The sequence below is a fragment of the Dactylosporangium fulvum genome (assembly GCF_025137375.1).
In the GTDB taxonomy this organism is placed as follows: Bacteria; Actinomycetota; Actinomycetes; order Mycobacteriales; family Micromonosporaceae; genus Dactylosporangium; species Dactylosporangium fulvum.
Genome location: NZ_CP073720.1, coordinates 7,361,171 through 7,374,853 on the forward strand (window position 1 = coordinate 7,361,171; position 13,683 = coordinate 7,374,853).

A 13,683-nucleotide genomic window follows, 5' to 3' on the forward strand; every position below is an offset into this window, starting at 1 on the left:
ATCGAGACGAGGTCATGCGGAAGTTACGAGCGGCCGGCCTCGGACGCGTCACGCGGCGGTGTGCTCGTTCCTCTTCGGCGGAGTAACGGCGGCGTTGTCGGGTACGTTCGGCTGATGACTCGGCAGTTCACCGAAGACGAGGTCCGGCTGGCCAGGGCCCGCGCGCAGCGGCTGACCGGCGACCGGGCCAAAGACGTCGCGACCGTGGTCCACGACCTGGTCGGCATGCAGTCACAGGACATCCGCGCGGCACGACTGGCGCTGCGCCCCCGCACCACCGGCATCGACGCGGAGGCGGTGGCCAGGGCCTGCAACGACGACCGGACCGTCGTGCGGATCTGGGCCATGCGCAGCACCCTGCACATGGTTGCCGCCGAGGACGTGAGCTGGATCGTCGGGCTGCTCGGCCCGGTCTTCGCCGCCGCCGACAAGCGGCGCCGGCTCCAGCTCGGCCTCGACGACGCCATGCTGAAGACGGCCGTGCCGGCCCTGCGGAAGATCGTCGCGGACGCGGGCCCGCTGACCCGTGCCGACCTGGTGCGGCGCCTCGCCGACAAGGGCGTGTCGGTCGATCCGAAGAGCCAGGCGCCCGCGCACCTGATCGGGTATGCCGCCATGACGGGCCTGATCTGCCGCGGACCCGACGTCGACCGGGACGAGCCGACCTACGTCCTCATCGAGGACTGGGCCGGCCCACAGCGCGAGCTCGACGCCGAAGGGTCGCTCGCGGAGTTGACCCGCCGCTACGTCGCCTCCCGGGGCCCGGTCACCCCGCAGGACTTCGCGAAGTGGTCCGGCCTGCCGGCCAAACAGGCCAAACGGGGCTTCGAGATCATCGGCGACGAGCTGACCGAGGTCGACGCGGCAGGCGAGACGGCGTGGGTCACGGCCGGCACGACCGCGCGCAAGCCGGGCAGGAAGCCGGCCGTGCAGCTCATCGGCCATTTCGACGAATACCTGCTCGGGTACTCGAGCCGGGAGCTCGTCCTCGCCCCGGCGTTCACCAAACGGATCCAGGTCGGCGGCGGTTTCATCCAGCCCGCGGTCCTCGTCGACGGCCGCGTGCTCGGCACCTGGAAGCAGCAGCGCAAGAAGGACCGGCTCGTCGTGGAGGTTCAGCCGTTCGAGGCGCTGCCCGAGGAGGCCGAGCCGGCGCTGGAGGCCGAGGCGGCCGACGTCGGGCGGTTCCTCGGCGCCGACGCCGAGCTCCGGGTGGGCAAGCCCGGCTGAATGGCGCCGGCATAACCGTCGCCTAACCCGGGGCTCCTAGCCTGCGTTCCATGGTGATGACCGACCGGTCGATCCCAGAGGAGCTTCGGGTGAAGGACACCAGAACAGGCCGTTGGCTGCTACGAGAACCACGCGCCGACGCGCAGGCGCGTCTCATCTGCTTCCCCTACGCCGGCGCCGGGGCGTCGTCGTTGCGACGCTGGCCCAAGCGCATCGGCGCGATGGAGGTGTGCGCGGTCCAGCCGCCGGGCCGGGAGAACCGCTTCCGTGAGCCGCCGTACCGCAGTTTCGACGACTTCGCCGCCGACGCGGCCGAGGGCCTCGCGCCGTACCTGGACCGGCCCTACGCGCTGTTCGGGCACTGCATGGGCGCCCTGCTCGCGTACGCGACGCTGGTCCGCCTGGAGGAGCGGGGCCACCCGCTCCCGGCGCGACTGTACGTGTCGTCGACGCTCGTGCCGCACCGCGGGTTCTACGGGCTGTTCCAGCCGTCGATGTCCGACGAGCGGCTGGCCGACGAACTGCGCGGGATCGTGCGCTCCCTCGGCGAGCCGGAACCGCTGCCCGAGCTGCTGCCGATGGCCATCGCGGTCCTGCGCGACGACGTCGACATGTGCTACGGCTACCGGCCGCCCGGCCCGCGTCGGCTGCCCTGCCCGATCACCGCGATCGGCTGGCGCGACGACCCGTACGTGCCGGCGCCGGAGATGCTCGAGTGGGACGAGTACGGCGAAACGCGCCATGAGGTCCTCGCCGGTGGGCCGTGGACGTTCCTGTCCGCGCCGCCCCAGCTCATCGACGTCATCGAGCGCGATGCTCCCGCCGTGGCCGCCACGGCGCCCGGTTCGCGGGGAGACGCGGCGTGGTGACCGGCGGTGTGGTGACGACCGAACCGAAGGATGCGGCGCCGGCGCCGGCTGCCGTGTCCCTTGTGGACCTGTTCGCCCGGTCGGTCCGCGCGCATCCCGACGCGCCGGCGGTCAGTGATGACGACCACGCGTACACCTATCAGGAGCTGGACACCCACGCGACCGCACTGGCCCGGCTTCTGACCGCCCGCGGCGTCGGTCCGGAGGACCGCGTCGGCCTGCACCTGCGGCGCGGCGTCGACGTCGTCGTGGCGATCCTGGGCATCCTCAAGGCGGGTGCGGCCTACCTGCCCGTCGACACCCGCTACCCCGCCGCCCGCCGGGACCACATGCTGCTCGACGGCGACGTGCGCGTGGTGGTCACCGAGCCGGGGTGGGGCGAGCGCCTCGCCCACCTGGACCGCGACACCGTCGAATGGCGCAGCGGCGACGCCCCGGTGGTGGACGGCTTCCCGGTGGCCGGCATCGCCCCGCAGCAGGCCGCGTGCGTGCTGTACACGTCCGGCTCGACCGGGCAGCCGAAGGGCACCGTGCTGGAGCACCGGCAGCTGGTCGCGTTCGCGCTCAACCCCGCCCTGCCGGCGCTGAGCACCGGGGATCGCACCGCCCAGTGCGCGAGCATCTCCTTCGACACCACGACGTTCGAGGTCTGGCGATCCCTCGCCGGCGGCGCCGAGATCGTGGTGCTGCCCTCGATCCCCGACCTGCTCGGATCGGACCTGCAGCGCGAGCTGAAGCGCCGCGGCATCACGGCGATGCTCGCTCCCGCCGTCGTGGTCAACCACGTCGTCCGGTTCGACCGCTACGCCTTCGCCCCGCTGCGGGTGCTGTGCTCCGGCGGCGACGTGCTGCTCCCCGCCACCTGCCGGGACCTGCTCCGCGGCGCCTTCGACGGCCGGCTGTTCAACCTGTACGGCCCGACCGAGGCGACCGTCGCGTGCACCGGTCACGAGGTGACCGAACCACCGGCGGACGGGGCCGGGGTGCCGATCGGCCGGCCGCTCGGCGGGTTCCGGCTCCGCGTGCTCGGCCCGGACCTGCGCCCCGTGCCGGCCGGTGAGGCCGGCGAGCTGCACATCGGCGGCGACGGCGTCGGCCGCGGCTACCTCGGGCAGCCGGGCCGCACCGCGGAGCGGTTCATCCCCGACCCGGATGCCTCCGACGGCAGCCGCATGTACGCGACCGGTGACCTGGTCCGCGACGTCGGCGGCGGCGTCCTGCAATACGTGGGACGCATCGACAGCCAGGTCAAGATCAATGGGCACCGCGTGGAGCCCGGCGAGGTGGAGGCCTGCCTGTGCCGGTTCCCGGACGTGGGCGAGGCCGCCGTCACGGCGGTCGGCGACGCCGGTGAACGGCGGCTCGTCGCGTTCCTCATCCGGGCCGGCGACCGGCTGTCCATCCGCGAGCTGCGCGAGTTTCTCACCGGCACCGTGCCGGCGCACCTGGTGCCGAGCGAGTTCATCGTGCTCGACCGGATGCCGACCGACCCGCACGGCAAACGCGACTGGGGCGAGCTGGAGAGCGTCGCCGCTGACCGCGAACAGCTGCGCGAGGACTACCTCGAGCCCCGGGACGACATCGAGCGTTACCTCACGCGGCTGTGGGAGGACCTGCTCTCGGTGGAGCAGGTGGGCGTGCGCGACGACTTCTTCACCCTCGGCGGGCACTCGCTGCTCGCCGTCCGCGCGCGCCGGATCATCCAGCGCGATCTGGGCGTCGCGCTGGAGCCGGAGGTGCTGTTCCAGTGCAGCGTCGTCGAGGACCTGGCCGACCACATCCGGCCTGCAAGAGAGACGGTGGCATCGTGAAGACCCGGCTGATCGACCTCAACGACACCGAACTGTTCGTCAGCGGTGACCCGCACGCGGCCTGGGCGCACCTGCGCCGGGAGTCACCGGTGTACTGGAACGACGTCGGTGACGGCAACGGCTTCTGGGCGCTGACGCGGTACCAGGACATCGCCGACGTCTACCGCGACCCTGCGGCGTTCTCCTCCTCGCAGGGCACCGTGATGGGCGGCTCGTACCGCAGCGGGGCCGACTCCGCCTCGGGGCGGATGCTCATCTGCTCCGACCCGCCGGAGCACCGCCTGCTGCGCCAGCAGCTGCACCAGGGGTTCACCCCCGACATGGTCCGGCGGGTCTCGGCATGCGTCACCGAGAACGTGCGCGCGGCCGTCGACCGGCTCCTTGCCGCGGGCGGCGGCGACTTCGCCACCGAGGTCGCGCCCGTGCTGCCGGCGGGGCTGCTGCGGGCCGTGTTCGACCTCGACCGGGACCAGATCCAGCACCTGCTCGGGGTCACCCGCGCGATGATCGGCCACCGCGACCCCGAGTGGCACAACGGCCGCGACGAGACGATGACGCTGGTCGGCACACAGGTCGAGATCCTCGATCTCTTCGCCGAGCTCATCGAGCGCCGCCGGCGCGAGCCGGGCGACGACCTGGTGAGCCTGCTGCTGCAATCGGAGATCAACGGCCGGCCGATGACCGAGAGCCAGATCCTCTACAACTGCCTCAACGTGGCCGTCGGGGGCAACGAGACCACCCCGTACACGGCGACGGCCGGGGTGCTGGCGCTGATCGAGCACCCCGACCAGGCCGACCGGTTCGCCCGGGACGCGGCGCTGCTGCCGACCGCCGTCGAGGAGATCTTCCGCTGGACGTCCACCAACGCGTACGTGCAGCGGACCGCGACCCGCGACGTCGAGATCCGCGGGACGCTGATCGGCCGGGGGCAGTCGGTGACCCTGTGGAACGCCTCGGCCAACCGCGACGAGGACCAGTTCCCCGACGCCGGCCGTTTCGACCTCGCCCGTACCCCGAACCAGCACATCGCCTTCGGCATCGGCGCGCACCGCTGCATCGGCATGAACCCGGCCCGGGCGGAGATCACCATCCTGTTCGAGCACCTGCGCTCGCTCGGCGTGCGGTTCCAGCTCGCCGGGCCGATCGAGCGGCTGCGGTCCAACTTCATGCTCGGCATCAAGCACATGCCGGTGACGGTGACGGTGACGCGATGAGTGACCGGCTCGCCCACCTTTCCAAGCTGTCGCCGCAGGAGCGCACGGCGCTGTTCGCGCGGCTGCGGCCGTCCCCGGGGTCCACTTGCGCCGGGCCCGATCCCCGCCCGACTCCGGATCCGCGCGCCGGGACCGTTCCCGCCGCGTACGCGCAGGAGCAGCTGTGGTTTCTCGACCAGCTGGTCCCCGGGCTGCCCAACTACATCGTGCCGTTCTCCTTCACCCTCGACGGCCCGCTGGACACCGACGCCCTGGCCACCGCGTTCGGCGAGATCGTGCGCCGCCACGACGCGCTGCGCACCGCGCTGCGCCTCGAGTCGGGCCGCCTCGTCCAGGTCGTGGCGCCGCCCGAGCCGTTCGACCTGCCGGTGACGGACCTCAGCGGCTACCCCGACCCCGAGAACGAGGCCCGCCTCCGGTGCCTGACCTCGGCCCGCGAGCCGTTCGACCTGGCCCGGGCACCGTTGTGGCGCTGCCGGCTGCTCCGGCTCGACGAGCGCGGCCACCGCCACATGCTCGTCTGGATCGCCTCGCACACCATCGCCGACGGCTGGTCGGTCGGCGTCATCATCCGCGAGCTCGCCGCCCTGTACGAACGGGCGCGGTCGGGCCGGGCCGCCGGCGGCAGCGGGCGCGCGGTGGATCGCCCGGTGCAGTTCGCCGACTACGCGATCTGGCAGCGCGCCCACCTCACCCCGGAGCGGACCCGCGACCTGTTGAACTTCTGGCGCGCGGAACTGGCCGGGACGTCGCTGTTGAACTTCCCGTACGACCACCCGCGGCCGGCCGAGCCGTCCCTGCGCGGGCGCAGCCACTTCTTCACCGTGCCGGCCGACCTGCACGCCGCCGTCGTCGACGTCAGCCGCCGGCGGGGCGCGACGCCGTTCATGACGGCGCTGGCCGCCTACCAGGTGCTGCTCGCCGGCGCCTGCGGTCACCCGGACATCGCCGTCGGCACCCCCGTCGCCGGCCGGGACAAGCCCGAGTTCGAGGAGGTCGTCGGCTCGCTGGTCAACAACGTCGTCATGCGCACCGACCTGTCCGGCGACCCGACCTTCGAGCAGGTCGTGGATCGGGTCCGTGCGGTCACGCTGCGTGCGTACCAGCATCAGGACCTGCCGTTCGGCAAGCTCGTGCAGGAGCTGCGCCCGGTGCGGGACATGCGGTTCAACCCCCTGTGCCAGACCGTCTTCAGCTACGGCAGCACCCCGTTCACCAAGCAGGAGACGGAGCTGGCACCGGACCTGCGGCTGCGGTACTTCGGCATCCCGAACGGCACGATGCGCTTCGACCTGGAGCTCACGCTCGACGAGACGCCGGACGGGCTCGCCGGCCGGTGCGACCACAACGTCGCCCTGCTCGAGCCGCAGACCGCGGCCCGCCTTTGCGAGCGATACGTCGCCCTGCTGCGAGCGATCGTCGAGCGGCCCGGCAGCCGCCTGTCCGAGTTGGGGGTGCGGACCACCACGGCGGTGTCGACGCCCGCGGTCGTCCAGCCGGCGGCTGCGGATCCGCCGAGTCCGGCCGCGGATGCACCGACGTCGGCCACCGCGGCGCCGTTGTCCGCCACCGCCGAGCGCATCGGGCGGCTGTGGGCCGAGGCGCTGCAGGTCGACGAGGTCGACCCGTACGAGGACTTCTTCGTCCTGGGCGGCGACTCGATGATGGCGACCCGCCTCGTCGTGCGGATCCGGGAGGAGCTGGGCTGCGAACTGAAGCTGCCGACGTTCTTCGCCTCGTGCACCGTCGCCGAGCTCGCCGAGGTGATCGACGAGCAGGCCGGGCCGGCCGACGACGCCGCGATGCTCGAGCGCATCGAGCAGATGCCCGACGACCAGGTCGAGGCGCTGCTGGCCAAGCTCGGCAACGCGCCGCTCGACCGGCGCTGACACGGCCGCCGCTTCGACGCGCTCAGAGGGCGCCGTACAGGCCTCCGGCGTCGATCGGCACGGCGGCACCGCTGAGGTAGGACGCCCGCGGCGAGAGCAGGAACGCCACGACGTCGGCGACCTCTTCCGGTCGGCCGATCCGGGCGCCGGGGTTCTTCCTGCGCAGATCCTCGAGCAGCTGGTCGTGCAGGCCACCGAGCATCTCGGTGTCGATGACACCCGGGCAGACGGCGTTGATCCGCACGTGGTCCCGGGCGTACTCGACGGCGAGCGCCCGGGTCATGCCGACAACCGCGTGCTTGCTCGCCGTGTACGACACCGAGAGGCTGTCCGCGGCCCGCAGGCCGGCGACCGACGAGCAGTTGACCACGGCTCCGCCGCCGGCGGCCGCCATGAGCCGCAGCTCGTGGCGCAGGCAGCGCCACAGGCCCTTCACGTTGACCGCGAAGACGTCGTCGAGCTGCTGTTCGGCCGAGTCGTGGAACCGTGCGCCGCGCAGGATCGTGTCGGTGCCGATGACGCCGGCCGCGTTGAACGCGCCGTCGAGCCGTGGCACGAGTTCGCCGAGCCGGGCGAAGAGGGCGTCGACGCTGTCGGCGTCGGTGACGTCGGCGGCGACGAAGTGGACCCGGCCGTCGCCGGCACCGCGGGCGAGCGCCTCGCCCGCCTTGGCGTCGCGGCCGCTGAACACGACCGTGTGGCCGGCGTCCTCGGCCAGGCGCCGGACGGTCGCGGCGCCGATGCCCCTCGTCCCGCCGACGACCAGATAGCAGCGGTCGGTCACGGCGCCTCCCCCGATCCGGTCGCCGGCGTCTCCGGTACGGCGGACCCGCGCCCGCCCCCCGTGGCGGCCACCGCGGCGCCGATCCGGTGCGCCAGGTCCTCGAGCACCGCCGGATCGTGCGCGGCCGTCACGGTGGTCCTCAGGGCGCGGACGCGCGTGCTCCAGTTGCCGGCCATCGGCAGCACCAGCGCGCCGGCGGCGAGGACGGCGGAGAACCACCGCGCCACCTCGTCGTCGCTCGAGGCGAGGATCGGCACGACGGCGCTGGACGAAGCGCCGGTGTCCAGGCCGGCCGCTTGCAGGCAACGCCGCCAGTGCTCGCGGTTGCGGTGCAGCCGACCGGCCAGGTGCGCGCCCTCGTCGGCGAGCATCCGCCCCGCCTCGGCCGCGACGAACGCGTCGATCGGCGAGATCGAGGTGGTGAAGGCGGCACCGCGGTCCCCGGCCAGGCGGGCGGCCGTCGCGGCGCTGCCGGTGACGTACCCGCCGCTGGAGGCGAGCGCCTTGGCGAACGATCCGGAGCGTACGTCGATGCTGCCCGGCATCCCGTAGTGCTCCTCGATGCCGCGGCCCGTCGAGCCGAGCTGGCCCAGCGAGGACGCCTCGTCGACGTACAGCGTGCAGCCGGTCGCGCGGGCGCACCCGACGAGCCCCGGCAGGTCCGCGACGGCGCCGGTACTGCCCGACACGGCCTCGCTCACGATGACGCTGCCCGGCCCGGCCGAGTGCCGCTCCAGCAGGCGGCGCAGGTCGGCGGGGTCGTTGTGCCGGTAGACGTGGATCGGCGCACCGCTGAGGACGCAGCCGTCGAGGATCGAGCGGTGCGAGAACTCGTCGACGAACAGCATGCCGCCCGGGTCGACCACGGCGGGGATGGCGGACACGTTCGCGAGGTACCCGGAGCTGGTCAGCGTCACGCAGGCGCAGCCGAACAGCTCCCGCAGCGTCGCGCTCAGGCGCTCGTGCACGCCGGTCCAGCCGTTGACCTCGCCGGAGCCGTGCGCACCGAGCGAGGCGCAGTCGCGGACGAACCGGGCCAGCCGCTCGCGGATGACCGGGTGCGAGCCCAGCCCGAGGTAGCTGTTGGAGCACAGGTGGTGCAGGCGCCGGCCGCCGGCCTCGACGGTCGTCTCGGTGACCCGGGACGCGTGGCCGAGCAGCCGGCGGACCGTCGCGACGGCCGGCTCCTCGGTGGCCACGCCCGGCGGCGTCGCCGGGGACGCCTCGGAGGCCGAGGACCCTGCGCCTTCACCGCAGCCGGTGAGCGCAGACGTCAGCTCCGCGACGGTCGCGTTGTTGCCCAGGCGCACCCCGCCCGCCCGGCCGTCGCCGAGCTGGCTGACGAGCGACGCGAACCGCAGCGAGTCGATGCCGAGGTCGGCGAGCGGCACGTCCGTCGGCGGCTCCTCGAGCCCCGCGTGACGGCGCACGAAGTCCCGCACCGATTCCTCGATCTCGGCCTCCCCCGCATCCGGCACGGCGACGGCGGACGGCTCCCGGGCCCACTCGACCAGCGTCGCGGTGTCCAGCTTGCGGTTGCGGGTCAGCGGCAGCTCCGGCACGGTCGCCACCCGGTGCGGCACCATGTAGGCGGGCAGACGCTCGGCCAGGGCCGCGCGGAAGGTCGCCGGGTCGAAGCGCACGGACCGGTCGGTCGGCACGAGGAAGGTGGCGAGCGTCGGCAGCCCGTCCACGCCGACCGCGACCGTCGCCGCGTCGCGGACCAGCGGATGGTCGCGGCAGACCTCGGTCACCTGCTCGAGCTCGACCCGGTGTCCGTTGATCTTCACCTGGGCGTCGTCGCGGCCGGTGAAGACGACGCCGTGGCGCGGCGTGGGGTACCCGACGTCACCGGTGAGGTAGCTGGGCACCGGGTCCTCGCCGACCGGCACGTCGGTGCGGAACTTCGCCGCGGTGGCATCGGCGTCGTCGAGGTAGCCCAGGCCCACGTACCGGCTGCGCACCACGATCTGGCCGCGTTGCCACGGCAGGCAGCGACGCAGGCCGGGGGTGACGACGAGCAGTTCGGCGTCCTTCATGCCGGTGCCGACCGGCACGACGACGGGCACCGCGTCGAGCCCGGCGCGGGCGGTGGGCAGCCGGTAGAAGCCGACGGCGCGTTGGGTCTCCGTGGAGCCGTAGAGGTTGACCAGCCGCGCGTTCGGCGCCACCCGCATGAGGTCGCGGGCGTGGCCGCGGGTCAGTGCCGCACCGACGCAGAACACCCGGCGCAGCGCCGGCAGGGCGCCCGCGCCGGCGCCGGCCAGCAGCCCGATCGCCGCCGGGTTGACGCAGGCGACCTCGACGCGCTCACCGGCGAGCCAGCGGGGGAAGGCGCCGACATCGGTGAGGTCCTCCTCGGCCGGGATGCAGATCGTGCCCTGCAAGTACAGCGGCGTCATGATGTCGCGCTGCAACGGATCGTGCCCGAGGCTCGAGCACATGCCGAACCGGTGACCCCGCAACGGCCCGAGGACGCGGTCCATCCAGTCGAAGAAGTGGGTCAGCGAACCGTACCGGCCGATCACGGCCTTGGGGGTGCCCGACGTGCCGGACGTGAACGTGATGAACGCCGGGTCGTCGGGGCCGAGCCGTTCCTCGACGTACCGCCGGGGCGACGGGGTGTCGGCGAATCCGGTCACGGCGCCGGGCAGCCCGACCCCGGCGAGGTCCAGCACGAGGTCGGCACGGGCGGCGTCCGCGCAGGAGCGCAGGTACGGCACCGGCAGTCGAGGGTCGGCCAGGGCCAGTGTCGCTCCGGCCTTGAACGCCGCCACGAGGACGGCGACCAGCAGCGGGTCACGGTTCGGGACCACGAACAGGGTGCGTCCCGGCCCGGCGCCGTGCCGCTCCAGCTGCCACGCCACGGCGTCGGCGAGCCGCTCGAGCTCGCCGTAGGTGACCGACTCGCCGGCCGTCTCGATCGCGACCAGGCCGGGGGAGCCGGCGCACACCGCCGAGAATCGCGTCACGAACCGGTCGGGCTCGGCGGTGCCGGCGCGGGTCCGTCCGGCGTCGCCGGTCCGCGGCGCCGCGAACAGCTCCTGCAAGGACGTGGCGTCGGACCGGCAGGCGGCGCGGTCCCAGGCCCGTTCCAGGACGGAGGCGAGGTCCCCGGTCTCGCGGCGGTCACACCCGCGCGCGGCGAGCGACGCGGCGTCGTTCGCCGCCCCGAGATGCAGGATCGTGTCGGGGCGCAGGCGGGCGACCAGGGTGGCGTGCTCAGCGGGTTCCAGCGTCGACACCAGGTGCCGGCCGGCCGCCGCGGCGGGGACGCGTGCGGGCGCGAGGTCGAGCTTGCGCTGGATGTCGGCGAGGGTGCACGACTCCGTGTCGACGCCGGCGAGGTCGACGAGCCGGGTCCGCGGGCCGGCCGGGCCGGACGTGGCGACGAGGACCTTCCGGTCGTCGAACGCCGCGTCCAGCAGGGCGTACAGCGCGACGGCGACGGTCTCCCGCGGCCGTCCGGGAACCTTGCGGAGGCGCAGCGGCACGGGCGCCGGCACGGCATGGATGCCGGCGTCGGGGCCACCGGTCGCGGGATCCCGGTCCCGCGACCGTGCCGGCTCCCCGAGAACGTCCCTCGGCTCGGTGGCTTGCCTGATCACCACGGTCTCAATCCGATCCACGACGGGTCACAGCACGGCGGCGCAGGATCTGCACCGAGTTCCGAGTCTGGACCGGACCGGTTAGCCGGGCGTTACGCACCACCGGCCGGTCACACCCCTCGGCCGGAGCCGCCGTCCATCACCCGGCGCAGGCTCGCCGGTCGCATGTCCGTCCAGTGCTCTTCGACGTAGCGCCGGCACTCGTCCTGGTCCCCGACGAAGCCCGCCTCCCGCCACCCGCCCGGGACGGCGAGCTCGCTCGGGAACAGCGAGTACTGGCCCTCGTCGTTGATCAGCACGGCCCAGCGCCGCGGTCCGGTGGTGCCGTTCATGTGTCATCGCCTCCCACGATGCTGTCGAGCCGATCGCCGCGCCGCGGACGGTTCACGCGGTACGGACGGCCAGCCGGCGGTCGGGCCGGGTCAGCCTGCCCCGTACCGCCTGGGCGACCAGTCGCTTCGTGTCCGGGGCCGGCTCGACGTCGAGCTCCTCCCTGAGCCGGTTGCAGCACAGCTCGTACAGACACTTGACCCGGCCCAGCCGGCCGAGGCAGGCGTGGGCCAGGATCAGCACCTGGTAGCTCTCCTCATGACACGGGTCGATGTCGAGTGTCCGGTGGCAGTAGCTGATGGCCGCGTCGTGGTCCCCGCGGCTCATCGCGTCCTCGACGAGCCGCTCCAGCGAGCGCAACGCCAGGTCCTTCAGCCACTCCCGCCGCGAGTAGATCCAGTCCTCGGACTCACCGTCGAGGAAGTGACCGCTGTAGCGCTCGACGGCCGCCCGGTGGTGATCCAGGCTCGCGCCGACGTCGCCGCGGCGCTCGAGCGCCCGCGCCGACTCGACGTTGTCGGCCAGTTCCTCGAAGTCGATCGAGACGTCCTTGGTCTCCAGCACGTAGCCGTTGCTGCACGACAGCAGCTCGACCGAGGATCCGCGCTGCGTGGCGTTCCCGCCCTGCGCGTTGCTGAGGATCTCCCGCAGTGCGTGCACCGCGACCTTGAGACCGCTCGCCTGGCGCGTCGCGGTGCCCGGCCAGAGCAACTCGTTGAGGGTCTCGCTGGACACCGGCTGGTCGTGCCGCATGACCAGGTACTGGAACAGTCGCTGGGCCCGGCCCGCACGCCAGCGGCGCACGGCCTGACCGTCGATCTCCAGGAAGAACTGGCCCATGTAGTGGACCGAGATCTCGTTTCCGCCCGACGACGTGTCAACGGATCCGGCGTTGCGATGTTTGGCCGGCCGCCCACCCGGCCGTGCCGTGCGCTGCAAACCGTCAGAGATCTGCCGTCTGTTGTCCTCCCGTTGCCTCACGGTCATCCTTTCTCATCGAAGTTCCACCCACTTTCCGAGCGAGCGGAGAACTTCAACTGGGTGGCGGGTTGGCACCCGGTGTTCACCGCCACTGTTGGTATTGACCGAGGTCGCTCTGCCCAAACACGGCCACGCCCCGCGACGGGCCCTCCTGGGGCCAAAGACCCAGTTCAGACGCCGCGTAACCGGAAGAAAACCGCTCCGTCCTACGGTCGTTCGAAGATCCCTGGCGTCTGGAGTGATGGAGCGACCGATGCACAGTGCACGCAGGATCCGTTTCGTCGCGCTCAACGGGTCGGAACGGGCCGGGGGTAACACCGCGGACGTCCTCGACTACTGTTCGCAGCTGCTCGCCGCCCGCGACGCGGACCTCGACGTCATCGAAGTATCCACATTGGACATCACGCCCTGCGGACCGTGCGGTGACTGCCTGACCCGCACCACGCCGTGTGTCGTCGACGACGGCGTCGCCGGTGCGGTGGAGCGGATGACCGCGGCCGACGGCATCATCTTCGCGGCGCCGGTACACGGCTTCGGCACGGCCGGGCTGATGCAGGCCTTCATCGAACGCGCCGGCGTCGGCCACCTGCGCTTCCGGCGTCCGCTCACCAACAAGGTGGGCGGCGTCATCGTCGTCGGCCGCCGCTACAGCCACACCGAGGTCTACAGCCACCTGGTCCTCAACGTGCTGCTCAACCGCATGATCATGGTCGGCAGCGGGTTCCCGGCGATCGTCTACGGCGACCGGCCGGGCGAGGCCAGGCACGACGACGAGGGCCTGGACATGGTCAGCCGCACGGTCGACCGGATGCTCGATCTGGCCGAGCTGCTCGCCGAGCACCGCCGGCTCACCGGCGCGGAGGTCCTCGCCCCGCGCGACGACACCGAGTGGTCGAGCCGGCTGTCGGTGCCCGGAGGCCGGCCCGGCCTGACGATCCCGGCCACCGCCGGCGCGCGGCGGTGAGTC

Annotated in this window: 10 protein-coding genes; 6 read left to right on the top strand and 4 right to left on the bottom strand. The window is 72.8% G+C overall.

Features of this window, described 5'->3' with window-relative positions; translation table 11 throughout:
* The first annotated feature begins 114 nt into the window (after positions 1-114).
* The 5 genes from Dfulv_RS33815 (at position 115) to Dfulv_RS33835 (ending at position 7,013) form a co-directional block, all read left to right on the top strand.
* Positions 115-1,230, top strand: a complete 1,116-nt coding sequence (locus Dfulv_RS33815) for a winged helix DNA-binding domain-containing protein (RefSeq protein ID WP_259857874.1) — start codon at positions 115-117, stop codon at positions 1,228-1,230.
* 89 nt (positions 1,231-1,319) lie between these two features.
* Positions 1,320-2,099 carry a thioesterase II family protein gene (locus tag Dfulv_RS33820; protein ID WP_259857875.1) on the top strand — a complete coding sequence of 260 codons (780 nt, stop codon included), beginning with the start codon at positions 1,320-1,322 and terminating at the stop codon, positions 2,097-2,099.
* Positions 2,093-3,910: a non-ribosomal peptide synthetase gene (locus Dfulv_RS33825; RefSeq protein WP_259857876.1), complete on the top strand. Its 1,818-nt coding sequence runs from the start codon at positions 2,093-2,095 to the stop codon at positions 3,908-3,910. The genes Dfulv_RS33820 and Dfulv_RS33825 overlap by 7 nt, the downstream gene beginning before the upstream one ends.
* Entirely contained in the window at positions 3,907-5,124 is a 1,218-nt protein-coding gene (locus tag Dfulv_RS33830; protein ID WP_259857877.1) for a cytochrome P450, read from the top strand. The genes Dfulv_RS33825 and Dfulv_RS33830 overlap by 4 nt, the downstream gene beginning before the upstream one ends.
* A complete protein-coding gene (locus tag Dfulv_RS33835) occupies positions 5,121-7,013 on the top strand; it encodes a condensation domain-containing protein (RefSeq protein ID WP_259857878.1) in 1,893 nt (630 codons plus the stop codon). The genes Dfulv_RS33830 and Dfulv_RS33835 overlap by 4 nt, the downstream gene beginning before the upstream one ends.
* 22 nt (positions 7,014-7,035) lie before the next feature.
* Here Dfulv_RS33835 and Dfulv_RS33840 read toward each other — a convergent pair whose 3' ends face one another.
* The 4 genes from Dfulv_RS33840 to Dfulv_RS33855 form a co-directional block, all read right to left on the bottom strand.
* Positions 7,036-7,797: an SDR family NAD(P)-dependent oxidoreductase gene (locus tag Dfulv_RS33840; protein ID WP_259857879.1), complete on the bottom strand. Its 762-nt coding sequence runs from the start codon at positions 7,795-7,797 to the stop codon at positions 7,036-7,038.
* Positions 7,794-11,408 (bottom strand): aminotransferase class I/II-fold pyridoxal phosphate-dependent enzyme, encoded by a 3,615-nt coding sequence (locus Dfulv_RS33845; RefSeq protein WP_259857880.1) that lies wholly within the window; start codon positions 11,406-11,408, stop codon positions 7,794-7,796. Before Dfulv_RS33845 ends, Dfulv_RS33840 begins: the two co-directional genes overlap by 4 nt.
* Positions 11,409-11,515: 107 nt before the next feature.
* Positions 11,516-11,737 (bottom strand): MbtH family protein, encoded by a 222-nt coding sequence (locus tag Dfulv_RS33850; protein ID WP_259857881.1) that lies wholly within the window; start codon positions 11,735-11,737, stop codon positions 11,516-11,518.
* A gap of 52 nt (positions 11,738-11,789) precedes the next feature.
* A complete protein-coding gene (locus Dfulv_RS33855) occupies positions 11,790-12,575 on the bottom strand; it encodes an AfsR/SARP family transcriptional regulator (RefSeq protein ID WP_259857882.1) in 786 nt (261 codons plus the stop codon).
* Positions 12,576-12,969: 394 nt separating this feature from the next.
* Between Dfulv_RS33855 and Dfulv_RS33860 the strand changes: the two genes are divergently transcribed.
* Positions 12,970-13,680, top strand: a complete 711-nt coding sequence (locus Dfulv_RS33860) for a flavodoxin family protein (RefSeq protein WP_259857883.1) — start codon at positions 12,970-12,972, stop codon at positions 13,678-13,680.
* Positions 13,681-13,683 lie beyond the last annotated feature (3 nt).